This window comes from Bombilactobacillus folatiphilus (genome assembly GCF_023380265.1).
GTDB lineage: Bacteria > Bacillota > Bacilli > Lactobacillales > Lactobacillaceae > Bombilactobacillus > Bombilactobacillus folatiphilus.
The window spans coordinates 277,821-290,778 of sequence record NZ_CP093366.1 but is presented as its reverse complement, the minus strand read 5'-3'; the positions used below and the strand labels follow the sequence as shown (position 1 = coordinate 290,778).

At 39.2% G+C, this 12,958-nt stretch carries 8 protein-coding genes; 2 read left to right on the top strand and 6 right to left on the bottom strand.

Annotated elements, in window-relative coordinates; genetic code table 11:
* Positions 1-34 precede the first annotated feature (34 nt).
* The 3 genes from fusA to rpsL are packed head-to-tail and all read right to left on the bottom strand — an operon-like array spanning position 35 to position 3,088.
* Complete coding sequence (gene fusA / locus MOO45_RS01290; RefSeq protein WP_249514618.1) at positions 35-2,128, bottom strand: elongation factor G; 2,094 nt, start codon at positions 2,126-2,128, stop codon at positions 35-37.
* A gap of 35 nt (positions 2,129-2,163) precedes the next feature.
* Complete coding sequence (gene rpsG / locus MOO45_RS01285; RefSeq protein ID WP_249514617.1) at positions 2,164-2,634, bottom strand: 30S ribosomal protein S7; 471 nt, start codon at positions 2,632-2,634, stop codon at positions 2,164-2,166.
* A 43-nt stretch (positions 2,635-2,677) separates the two neighbouring features.
* Entirely contained in the window at positions 2,678-3,088 is a 411-nt protein-coding gene (gene rpsL / locus MOO45_RS01280) for a 30S ribosomal protein S12 (RefSeq protein ID WP_249514616.1), read from the bottom strand.
* A 234-nt stretch (positions 3,089-3,322) separates the two neighbouring features.
* On the opposite strand from rpsL, the gene MOO45_RS01275 reads away from it, so the two are divergent.
* A complete protein-coding gene (locus tag MOO45_RS01275; RefSeq protein WP_249514615.1) occupies positions 3,323-4,000 on the top strand; it encodes a prepilin peptidase in 678 nt (225 codons plus the stop codon).
* Here MOO45_RS01275 and msrA read toward each other — a convergent pair.
* A complete protein-coding gene (gene msrA, locus MOO45_RS01270) occupies positions 3,992-4,510 on the bottom strand; it encodes a peptide-methionine (S)-S-oxide reductase MsrA (protein ID WP_249514614.1) in 519 nt (172 codons plus the stop codon). The two genes, MOO45_RS01275 and msrA, sit on opposite strands and share 9 nt — an antisense overlap.
* Before the next feature lie 135 nt (positions 4,511-4,645).
* Between msrA and MOO45_RS01265 the strand changes: the two genes are divergently transcribed.
* Positions 4,646-5,434 (top strand): TraX family protein, encoded by a 789-nt coding sequence (locus tag MOO45_RS01265; protein ID WP_249514613.1) that lies wholly within the window; start codon positions 4,646-4,648, stop codon positions 5,432-5,434.
* Positions 5,435-5,525: 91 nt separating this feature from the next.
* Here MOO45_RS01265 and rpoC read toward each other — a convergent pair whose 3' ends face one another.
* Together rpoC and rpoB are read right to left on the bottom strand one after the other, a co-directional pair.
* On the bottom strand, positions 5,526-9,167 hold the full coding sequence (gene rpoC, locus MOO45_RS01260; RefSeq protein ID WP_249514612.1) for a DNA-directed RNA polymerase subunit beta': 3,642 nt from the start codon (positions 9,165-9,167) through the stop codon (positions 5,526-5,528).
* Between the two features lie 14 nt (positions 9,168-9,181).
* Entirely contained in the window at positions 9,182-12,844 is a 3,663-nt protein-coding gene (gene rpoB / locus MOO45_RS01255; protein WP_249514611.1) for a DNA-directed RNA polymerase subunit beta, read from the bottom strand.
* Positions 12,845-12,958 lie beyond the last annotated feature (114 nt).

Sequence of the window (12,958 nt, the reverse complement as noted above, 5' to 3'; positions counted from 1 at the left end):
GACCTCAATCTAAACTTGAGATCTTTCTGATTAATTAACCAGCGTTACCACCGTTTTTCTTAATAATTTCTTCTTGAATACTCTTAGGAGTCTTCTCATAATGATCAAAGGTCATTGTGAAAGTACCACGTCCTTGCGTAGCAGAACGTAAAGTAGTGGCATATCCAAACATTTCAGACAATGGCACAAACGCATTAATTAATTGGGCATTACCACGTTCTTCCATTCCTTCAATGCGGCCACGACGAGCCGTAACCTGTCCCATAACATCGCCAAGGTAATCTTCAGGAGTAACGATTTCGACTTTCATGATTGGTTCCAAAATCACAGCACCAGCCGACTTCACAGCATTATGCAATGCCATAGATGCAGCCACTTTAAAGGCAGCCTCTGAAGAATCGACTTCATGATAAGAACCATCATACAATTTAGCTTTGATATCAATTAATGGATATCCTGCTAACACACCGTTAGCCATGGCATCTTTCAAACCATCTTCAACGGACGGAATATACTCACGTGGAACAACACCACCGACAATTGCATCTTCAAATTCAAAGCCTTTGCCTTCTTCATTTGGTGTAAATTCAACCCAAACATCACCATATTGACCTTTACCACCAGACTGACGGACAAATTTACCTTCAGCGGAAGCTTGCTTTGTAAAGGTTTCACGGTAGGCAACTTGCGGTTCACCAACTTGAGCATCAACTTTAAATTCCCGACGCATCCGATCAACCATGATATCTAAATGTAATTCACCCATTCCAGAAATCAATGTCTCACCAGTTTCAGGATTGGTTTCAGCTCTGAAAGTAGGATCCTCTTCAGCTAATTTTTGAATAGCAATATCTAATTTGTCACGATCTTCTTTAGATTTAGGCTCAATTGAAACTTGAATCACAGGGTCTGGAATTTCCATCGATTCTAAAATTAATGGATGATCTGGATCAGTCAATGAATCACCAGTTGTCGTATTCTTCAAGCCAATAGCTGCTGCAATATCACCTGAGAAAACTTCAGGAATTTCGCTACGGTGATTAGAATGCATTTGTAATAAACGACCAACACGTTCACGTTTATCTTTTGTAGCATTCAAGACATAAGAACCTGATTCCAAAGTTCCAGTATAAACCCGTAAATAAGTCAAACGGCCAACAAATGGATCAGCAGCAATCTTGAAAGCTAAACCAGCAAATGGTTTATCATCATCAGCTACTAATTCAATTTCTTCACCAGTAGCTGGATCCGTTGCATTATATGGACGTACATCCAATGGTGATGGCAAATAATCAACAACAGCATCCATCAACATTTGCACACCCTTATTCTTAAAGGCAGAACCAGCTAAAACAGGGAATAACTCTAAGTTAATTGTTGCCTTACGAATAGCCTTGCGAATTTCATCATTGCTGATTTCAGCACCATCAAGATATTTTTCCATGATCGCGTCATCAACATCAGCTAAGCCTTCGATCATTTGAGCGCGACGCTTTTGAGCTTCTTCTAAATATTCTTCAGGTACATCAACCGTATCCCACTTGGAACCTAACTCATCTTCATCGTAAAGATCAGCTTTCATTTCAATTAAATCAATGACACCTTCAAAAGCATCTTCGGCACCAATTGGCATTTGAATTGCTAAAGGTTTAGCATCCAAGCGATCTTTGATCGTTTGTACAGAATAATCGAAATCTGCACCCAATTTATCCATCTTGTTCACAAAAACAATTCTAGGAACACTATAAGTTGTTGCCTGACGCCAAACGTTTTCTGTTTGTGGTTCTACACCTGATTGACCATCTAAAACAGTAATGGCACCATCTAATACCCGCAAAGAACGTTCAACTTCAATTGTGAAGTCCACGTGTCCCGGGGTATCAATAATGTTGATTCGGTTGTCTTTCCATTCAGCTGTCGTGGCAGCAGATGTGATAGTAATTCCACGTTCTTGTTCTTGTTCCATCCAGTCCATTTGGGAAGCTCCATCATGAGTTTCACCAATTTTGTGAATTTTACCTGTATAATACAGAATCCGTTCCGTTGTTGTTGTTTTACCAGCATCAATATGAGCCATGATACCGATATTACGTGTCTTTGCTAAAGGAAATTCACGCTTATTAGCCATAAGACTAGTACTCCTCTCAATAAATTGGTTTCAAATTACCAACGATAATGTGCAAAAGCGCGGTTAGCATCAGCCATCTTATGTGTATCTTCACGTTTTTTCACAGCTGCACCAGTATTATTAGCAGCATCCATGATTTCAGAAGCTAAACGTTCATCCATCGTATGTTCACCGCGTAAACGTGCATAGCTAACAATCCAACGTAAGCCCAAAGTAGTCCGACGTTCAGGACGCACTTCAATTGGCACTTGATAATTGGAACCACCGATTCGACGAGCCTTAACTTCTAAGACTGGCATGACATTTTTCATTGCTTCATCAAATACTTCCACTGGATCATTACCAGTTTTATCTTTAATAATATCAAAAGCATCATAAAGAATAGTTGAAGCTTTACCTCTTTTACCATCAACCATCAAATGATTAATCAAACGAGTGACAAGCTTTGAATTATAAATTGGGTCTGGCAAAACATCACGTTTTGAGACACTACCCTTTCTTGGCATTGTAAATCCTCCCACATCTTATCTCTAAATTTTAATTAGTTACCTATTTAGGCTTCTTTGTGCCATACTTAGAACGACCTTGCATCCGACCATCTACACCAGCAGTATCTAAAGCACCACGGACAATATGATAACGCACACCAGGTAAATCCTTAACACGTCCACCACGAATTAACACAACACTATGTTCTTGTAAGTTATGACCAATTCCAGGAATATAAGCTGTTACTTCAATCAAATTAGACAAACGCACACGAGCATATTTCCGCAAAGCAGAGTTAGGTTTCTTTGGTGTCATTGTTCCGACACGCGTAGCCACACCACGTTTTTGCGGTGCAGGATTGTCAGTACTGATTTTTTTCATACTATTGTAGCCGAAGTTCAAAGCAGGTGAATCTGACTTTGAAGTTCTTGATTTACGACCTTTACGTACCAATTGATTAATTGTTGGCATTAAAAGTTCCTCCTTATTTTTAAGCACACACATCCAGGTGGTTCTTTTTCTAACAAATAAAAATACCACCTAATGTGGTTTTCCAAACTGTTTATGACACACTAATACCTCTAAAAACACAAATCATATGTTATCATTAATCGTCCCTACTGTCAAATTCGGCTTTGCCCAAATTTTATTAGTTTTAAAAACAAAATTGAGATTAGTTAACGTAATTATACACGAGGTGAAAATATGATTATTTTTGAATTACTTTTTAGTATTTGTCTAGCATCTTTTGCTGGTGTCACAGCTATTAGGCTCCCCCTAGGCTATTCCATCGTCCAAGGTCGTTCACGCTGTGACATCTGTAAACACCAACTCAAATGGTATCAAGAAATTCCCCTGATTAGTTATATCTGTTTACGCGGTCAATGTGCCTATTGTCACCATCGGATTCATCGGGGGATTTTTATCATTGAATTATTAGGACTCTGTTTTGGCATTGAAGCCATTAACCAGACAATGATTAATCCTTTTTTATTCATTATTGTTGCCGTTACCCTAACTTTAGGAGCGTTTACCGATTATTATTATTTAAATATTTGGCCGCTAACTTTAATACCTGCTGTCATTAGCTGCCTCATCCTCAATTTCCCCAATTGGTCCAAATTTCTGACAATTATTCTTTTTAGTTTGACATTAGCAAGCCTTTATTTTCTTTTTAAAGGGCATTTTGGTCTCGGTGATTGTGAAATTTTATTACTTTTGATTTTAGCCTTTGATTTACAAACAGTCTTGCAGATTATTCTCTTGGCAACTTTCTTTGCTTGTCTTGGCTTTTTAGTTTTATATCAAAAATACCGACACCGAATTATTTTGCCTTTTGTGCCCTTCATTCTTGCCGGTATTTTTATTCGATTTTTATTTTGACCAATGATCTTTTAAGAAGGCCGTCCGTCCACCAGCTTCTTCCATTTCATATCGTAACGGATTCTTTTGGTAAAAATTCTGATGATAATCTTCGGCAGGATAAAATGGTTGGGCAGGTTCAATTTGTGTTACAATCGGTTGATCAAATCGACCACTTTGTTCTAGTTCTTTTTTGGATTGTTCCGCAATTTTTTGTTGCTCTTCATTTTGAACAAAAATGACCGGACGATAACTGTCACCACGATCCTGAAATTGTCCCATCGCATCTGTAGGATCAGTCTGTTGCCAATAAATATTGACTAATTCTTGATATGAAATAACTTGTGGATCAAAAATAATTTCTACAGCTTCTGTGTGTCCCGTCTGGTGACTAGCAACTTGTTCATACGTCGGATTTGGTACATGACCACCTGTATAGCCAGAAATGACGCGCTTAATTCCAGGCATCGTGTCAAATGGCTTGACCATGCACCAAAAACAACCACCTGCAAAAATTGCTTTTTCTTCCATATAAATCTCCTCCTTGAGTTTTATAGTATCATGAACCAATACTTAAGTCGTCTGAAATGTTTATTATGCTTGCAATAAAATATACAACTAGATATAATCTTATTCCGCACTCAATTCTAGGAGGATTTTATTACAATGAACGCTGGTATACAAAAACTTAAACAAGGTTTAACGACTTTTGATCTTAAGATTTTAGGAATCATTCTCATGGTGATTGACCACGTCCACCAAATGTTTTTACCATTTGGTGCCCCCAATTGGTTAGATTGGTTTGGACGACCTGTAGCCACTATTTTTTTCTTCACCAGTGTTATTGGGTTTTCTCACACACATAGCAAATCCAAATATATGTTGCGCTTATATCTCAGCATGTTTTTCATGTCGTTATTAACTTTTATCACGCAAAACATAGTTAAATATGACAAAGTGGTCTTATCAAATAATATCTTTCGTGATTTATTTGTTGGTACGCTCTTTATGCTAGGGATTAATTTTTTCCAAAAAGCACGTCATCCTCAACATCGTACTCGAAATCTTATTTTTGGCATTATTCTTTTAGCAATCCCCTTCATCGCATCATTACTAGTTTTACCGTTAACTAAAGCCCCTATTCCAGTTATGATAACTCTATCTAGTTTATTGCCGGCAATTGCATTAGCGGAAAATAATGTCATGACCTTAATGATTCCATTACTGTATTTATTTAAAGACAACCGCAAATGGCAGTGTCTTATCATTGCGATTTTTGCGCTAGCCTACGGTGTTGTACGCACCAACCAATGGTTGATGATTTTGGCAATTATTCCGATTTGGTTTTATAACGGTAATAAAGGACGTGGGATGAAATCTTTCTTCTACATTTTTTATCCCACACACATTATTCTTTTATACTTGTTGTCTGCCGTTTTATATAATTTACACTGAATCACGAAAAGAGTGAAGTTTCACTCTTTTTTTGTACATATATTTTTATGTAAAAAAATACCACGCAACTAATAGCTGCATGGTATTAAAATTAATCTTGCTGCATTTCCGCTTGAATTGTTGCTAAATTTTCTGTTGGTTCATCATCAAGATCTCTGTCACTAACTTTTTCTGGCTGCATATGCCGATATTTAGCCATTCCAGTTCCAGCAGGGATAATTTTACCAATCATCACATTTTCTTTTAACCCAACTAATGGATCACTCTTGCCACGAATAGAAGCATCCGTCAAGACCCGTGTTGTTTCCTGGAAGGAAGCGGCCGACAAGAAGCTATTCGTTTCCAAAGATGCCTTGGTAATACCCAATAAGACTGGCGAACCTGTCGCAGGCAATTTACCCTGGATCAAAGATTCCTTATTATTTTCCGTAAATTGACCAATATCTAATAAGGAGCCTGGCAACACTTCAGTATCACCTGGATCTAAGACCCGGATCTTGCGCAACATCTTGCGAACCATAACTTCAATATGCTTATCACTGATATCAACACCCTGCATCCGGTAAACCTTTTGGACTTCAGAAAGAAGATAATTTTCAGTAGTTAACACGTTAGTAACTTTAATCAACTGTTTTGGATCAATAGAACCAGCAGTTAATTTATCACCACGATGCAAAACATCGCCTTCAGCTACTGCCACACTGGCTGTATAAGGAACACTATAAGTTCTTGTATCAATCTTACCTTCCACGGTAATTTCCCGCGTATGCTCAGCCGGATTTTCATCAATTGCCGTCACAGTACCATCAACTTCAGAAATATAAGCTAAACCTTTAGGATTACGTGCTTCAAAAATTTCTTCGACACGAGGAAGTCCCTGCGTAATATCCTCACCACCAGCAACACCACCGGTATGGAAGTTTCTCATTGTTAACTGCGTACCAGGTTCACCGATGGATTGAGCAGCCACAACACCAACAGCTTCACCTACTTCAACTTCCTCGCCAGTAGCTAAGTTCCGACCGTAACATTTTTGACAAATTCCGTGTTCAGTATTGCAGGTGAATGATGAACGAATAGTTACCTTCGTCACACCAGCGTCTAACACTTGCTTAGCTAAATCTTCATCTAACAAAATATTACGTCCGACTAATTCTTCACCGGTTTGTGGATCTAAGATTTCTTTTTGCGTATAACGGCCAACCAAGCGATCATATAAGGGCTCAATCACTTCATTACCATCCATAATGGCACTAACTTCTAAACCACGATCCGTACCACAATCTTCTTCACGCACAATCACATCTTGAGCCACATCCACTAAACGTCTAGTCAAATAACCAGAGTTAGCAGTCTTCAAAGCTGTATCCGTCATTCCTTTACGGGCACCATGCGTGGACATGAACATTTCTAAGACAGATAAACCCTCACGGAAGTTAGACGTAACAGGTACTTCCATCATTCCACCGTTAGGAGCAGCCATTAAACCACGCATTCCAGCCAACTGCGTAAAGTTCGAAATGTTACCACGAGCACCAGAATCCGACATCATTGAAATTGGGTTCTTAGGATCAAAACTATCAACTAGTTGTTGTTGAATTTCATCTTTGGCATCATTCCAAATACTAATCACCCGATTATGACGTTCTTCATCGGTAATCAAACCGCGTCTAAATTGCTTGGAAACTGTTGCAACTTGCTTATGAGCAGCGTCAACAATCGGTTGTTTATCATCTAATTGTGGCACATCAGAAACCCCAACTGTCAAACCAGACAAAGTACAAATTGTATAACCCAATTCTTTCATATCGTCCAACAGTTCTGAAGTCCGCTGTACTCGGTAAATCTTAAAGATTTGCGCAATAATATCACTCAAATAACTTTCTTTAAAGGGATCAATTAGCGGTGCATCTTGCAGGCGCTGTTTAATATCTTCGCCCTCTTTTAAGAAATACTTATCAGGAATACCATTGGTTAGATTTTCTTCGGTTGGCTCATTTAAATACGGCATACCCTTTGGCAAAATCCGATTAAAAATGACTTTACCAACACTTGTCAACATAATCCGATTTTTCTGACCTTCATTAAAAGAAAAATCATTCATGTCTTTCGTTGAAAGACCAATCCGTGTGTGCCAATGAACAACACCATCTTGAAAGGCCATCTCAACTTCATCCATGTCTTTAAAGATCATGCCTTCGCCTTCACGACCCCGTTCTTCCAAGGTTAAATAATAATTACCTAACACAACATCCTGTGAAGGTGTAACAATAGGCTTCCCATCTTTAGGTGCCAAAATATGATGCGCAGCTAACATTAACATTCGTGCTTCAGCCTGCGCTTCATCAGATAACGGCACGTGAACGGCCATCTGGTCACCATCAAAATCGGCATTGTAAGCTTCACATGCTAACGGGTGCAACCGAATTGATTTACCATCTACCAAAACCGGTTCAAAAGCTTGAATACCCAAGCGATGCAATGTTGGTGCCCGGTTTAACAAAACAGGACGTTCTTTAATCACATCTTCCAAAACATCCCAAACAGCATCATCTTGACGCTCAATTTTCCGTTTTGCATTTTTGATATTAGAAGCCAACTCACGCTTAACTAATTCATGCATCACAAATGGTTTAAATAATTCCAACGCCATTTCTCGAGGCAAACCACATTGATAAAATTTTAAAGTTGGGCCAACATCAATAACCGAACGACCAGAATAATCAACACGCTTACCTAACAAGTTCTGACGGAAACGGCCTTGCTTCCCTTTCAACATGTGTGATAGAGACTTCAATGGACGATTACCTGGACCTGTAACTGGACGACCACGACGACCATTATCAATTAAAGCATCGACAGCTTCTTGAAGCATCCGCTTCTCGTTTTGCACAATAATGTTAGGCGCATTTAAGTCTAACAACCGTTTCAAACGATTATTTCGGTTAATAACTCGCCGATATAAATCATTCAAATCAGAGGTGGCAAAACGTCCACCTTCTAATTGCACCATCGGGCGCAAATCTGGTGGGATAACTGGAACACAATCCATAATCATCCATTCAGGACGATTACCAGAATTCTTAAACGCATTTAAAATGTCTAACCGGCGAATGGCACGAGTTCTTTTTTGACCAGTCGCACTCTTCAACAATTCTTTTAAACCAGCAACTTCTTTATCCAAATCCACAGCTGCCAGTAGTTCTTTGACACCTTCGGCACCCATTTTGGCAACAAAAGCATCACCGTATTGTTCACGTTTTTTGCGATATTCCGTTTCTGTCAATAATTGCTTATCTTCTAAATCAGTATCACCAGATTTGATCACAACATAGGCTGCAAAATAAATAATCTCTTCCAAAGCACGTGGACTCATGTCTAAGACCAAACCCATACGACTTGGAATACCTTTAAAGTACCAAATATGCGTTACTGGAGCCGCTAATTCGATATGCCCCATTCGTTCACGCCGAACTTTGGAACGTGTGACTTCCACACCACAACGATCACAAACAATTCCCTTATAGCGAATTCGTTTGTATTTACCGCAGGCACATTCCCAATCTTTCGTTGGCCCAAAAATGCGTTCATCAAACAATCCATCACGTTCTGGTTTTAACGTCCGATAATTGATTGTTTCCGGCTTTTTAACTTCACCGTAAGACCAACTACGAATCTTATCAGGCGATGCCAAACCAATTTGCATACTTTCAAATTTGTTAACGTCTATCAACTGGCAACCTCCTCTTATTTATCAGTCGGATCAGAGCTCAAATTATTAATTCTATCCATTAAATTATCTAAATTAGGTTGCATTTGCGCTTCTTTTTGCTTCTTTTTGGCTGCGTATTCATCCATTTTTTTCTGTTCTTGCTCTTTAGCCAATTTAGATAACGCATCAACACTCTTTTCTGTGGTGTCTTCGTCCATATCACGCAACCCAATCTCACGATGTTCATGATCCAAAATCTTCATGTCTAATCCCAAAGATTCTAATTCCTTAATTAAAACTCTAAAGGATTCCGGAACACCAGGCTTTGGAATCGTTTCACCCTTGACAATTGCCTCATAAGTGTTGACCCGACCAGCAACATCATCAGATTTATAAGTTAGAATTTCCTGCAGCGTATAAGCAGCACCGTAAGCCTCTAATGCCCAGACTTCCATTTCGCCAAACCGCTGACCACCAAATTGTGCTTTACCACCTAAAGGCTGTTGCGTTACTAAAGAGTAAGGTCCGATGGAACGTGCATGGATCTTGTCATCAACCATATGGGCTAATTTCATATAGTACATAACCCCAACAGCAACCCGGTTATGGAATGGTTCACCAGTTCGACCATCATACAAAATTGTCTTCGCATCTGAGGCCATATTAGCTTCTTTGACAGCTTCCCACAAATCTTCATCACGTGCACCATCAAAAACTGGTGTGGCTACATGAATGCCCAAATTACGAGCGGCCATTCCTAAATGCAGTTCCAAAACCTGTCCAATATTCATACGTGAAGGCACACCCATTGGATTCAAGAGAATATCAATTGGCGTACCATCTGGCATATAAGGCATATCTTCTTCTGGCACCACGATTGAAACCGTACCTTTATTACCGTGACGACCAGCCATCTTATCGCCCACTTGAATTTTCCGTTTCTGAGCAATATAGACTCGAACCATTGTGTTGACACCAGGACTTAATTCATCGCCAGCTTCACGTGTAAAGACGCGTACATCTTGGACGATTCCGCCGCCACCATGAGGAACACGCAAGGAAGTATCACGAACTTCACGAGCTTTTTCACCAAAAATAGCATGCAATAAACGTTCTTCAGCGGATAATTCAGTCATTCCCTTCGGGGTAACCTTACCTACTAAAATGTCACCATCACGAACTTCTGCACCAATGCGGACAATTCCCTCTTCGTCTAAGTCCTTCAGAGCTTCTTCGCCGACATTCGGAATTTCACGGGTGATTTCCTCAGGTCCTAATTTGGTATCACGAGATTCTGATTCATACTCTTCAATATGAATAGAGGTATAAACGTCATCTTTAACCAAACGTTCTGACAAAACAATCGCATCTTCATAGTTGTACATGTTCCAAGTCATAAAGGCAATCAAAGGATTTTGGCCTAAAGCTAACTCACCCTCTTGCATCGCAGGACCATCAGCAATAATCTCGCTGTGTTCTACATGATTGCCCTTTTCCACAATCGGACGTTGATTGTAACATTTACCCGCGTTAGAACGCCGATATTTCATCAAATGATAAGTGTCAACTGTCTCGTCTTCATCACGTTTAATTTGGATAATTTTAGCATCAACATATTCAACAATTCCATCATATTTAGCCAACATTGCCGTTCCGGAATCGTGTGCTGCAACATATTCCATACTGGTTCCAACTAATGGAGAATGTGGTTTAACCAACGGTACCGCCTGACGCTGCATGTTCGCACCCATCAAAGCCCGATTAGAGTCATCATTTTCTAAGAATGGAATACATGAAGTCGCAACTGAAACAACTTGCCGTGGCGAAACGTCCATATAATCGACTTTATCAACAGTTGTTTCAATATTATCTTCTTGATGACGTGCCAAAATGCGTTCTTCAGCAAACGAACCATCATCGTTTAATGGTGTGTTGGCCTGTGCTACAACATAGTTATCTTCTTCATCAGCTGTTAAATAATCAATTTTATCGGTGACTTTATGCGTATCCCATGATACCCGACGATAAGGTGTTTCAATAAAACCATATTTGTTAACAACTCCGTAACTAGCCAAGTTGTTAATCAAGCCAATGTTAGGTCCTTCGGGTGTTTCAATAGGACACATCCGACCGTAATGGGTATAGTGAACATCCCGGACTGCATAACCTGCACGATCTCGTGTCAAACCGCCAGGTCCTAAAGCAGATAAACGTCTTTTATGCGTCAATTCACCTAAAGGATTGTTTTGATCCATAAACTGTGACAATTGAGATGAACCAAAGAATTCTTTAATTGCTGCGACAACAGGACGAATATTAATCAATTGTTGCGGTGTCACTGTGGCGGTATCTTGAATAGACATCCGTTCGCGGACAACCCGCTCCATTCTTGACAAGCCTAACCGAAATTGATTTTGCAATAATTCACCCACGGAACGAATCCGCCGATTACCTAAGTGATCAATATCATCAGTCGTGCCAATACCTTCTTGCAAATTCAAGAAGTAATTAATTTCAGCCAAAATATCAGCTGGTGTAATGTGCTTAACTTTTTCATCAATATTACCATTACCGATAACATTGACGATCCGATCTTCATCATTTTGTGAATAGACCTTGATGACCTGTAATTTAACCGGATCACCCAAAATTCCTTCATCTGAAGGTTGGAAAGTCACAGCCTTAAAATCAGCATTCTTTAAATAAGGTGCCAATTTACTCATTGCTTCACGATCCAGCAACGTATCCTTAGCTAAAATAACTTCACCGGTATCCGGATCTGCTAACGTTTCAGCCAAAGTCAAACCAGCCAAACGTGTTTTTAAATTTAATTTTTTATTAACTTTATATCGACCAACGGGCGCCGTGTCATAACGCTTGGGATCAAAGAAACGCGCATACAACAAAGAACGCGAACTTTCAGCAGTTTTGGGTTCACCTGGACGTAAACGTTCATAAATATCTTTTAAGGATTCAGTTACTCGTGAATCACTTGTATCTTTGTGAACATCTTTTTCTAAAGTCAAGTTAAGAGTGTTACTATTGCCGCCTAAAATATCAGTAATTTCACTATCTGAGCCAAAACCAAGCGCCCGCACTAATTCCGTAATCGGTAATTTCCGTGTCCGGTCAATACGCACATAACTAATATTCTTGGCATCGTTATCGAATTCTAACCATGCACCACGGTTAGGGATCACCGTAGTGCCATAAATCATTCGACCATTTTTATCAGGTTCTGCCGTGTAATAAACTCCTGGCGAACGTACCAATTGCGAAACAATAACCCGTTCTGCACCATTAATAATAAAAGTACCTTGTTCAGTCATTAATGGGAAATCACCGAAGAAAACATCTTGCGTTTTGATTTCACCAGTCTCATGATTAGTCAAACGTAAAGTAACATGTAAAGGTGCCGAATAATTAGCATCATGATCACGGGCCTCATCCACAGTATACTTTGGCTTTAATAATTTATAACCAACGTAATCCAATGACAAAGTGCCGGCAAAATCATTAATTGGCATGATATCTTGAAACATTTCCTTAAGACCTTCATCAAGAAACCAATTATACGAATTCGTTTGAATATCAATTAAATTTGGTAAAGGCAAAACTTCCTTAATTCTCGCATAACTACGGCGTGTTCGATGTTTGCCATAGTTGACATTATGATAATGAACTGTTTTTTGCGTCAAGCGATTCACCCTTTCGATTAAACTCCCATAAATATTACAATTAAGTTACAATTTAGCGGATCAATAGAAAAAGGCAAAAAAAAAACCAAAAATAGCTATTTCACTGCTACTTTT

Excerpts from the sequence above, each read along its gene's own strand:
- fusA (WP_249514618.1), bottom strand. The coding sequence starts at position 2,128 with ATGGCTAATAAGCGTGAATTTCCTTTAGCAAAGACACGTAATATCGGT.
- rpsG (WP_249514617.1), bottom strand. The coding sequence starts at position 2,634 with ATGCCAAGAAAGGGTAGTGTCTCAAAACGTGATGTTTTGCCAGACCCA.
- rpsL (WP_249514616.1), bottom strand. The coding sequence starts at position 3,088 with ATGCCAACAATTAATCAATTGGTACGTAAAGGTCGTAAATCAAGAACT.
- MOO45_RS01275 (WP_249514615.1), top strand. The coding sequence starts at position 3,323 with ATGATTATTTTTGAATTACTTTTTAGTATTTGTCTAGCATCTTTTGCT.
- msrA (WP_249514614.1), bottom strand. The coding sequence starts at position 4,510 with ATGGAAGAAAAAGCAATTTTTGCAGGTGGTTGTTTTTGGTGCATGGTC.
- MOO45_RS01265 (WP_249514613.1), top strand. The coding sequence starts at position 4,646 with ATGAACGCTGGTATACAAAAACTTAAACAAGGTTTAACGACTTTTGAT.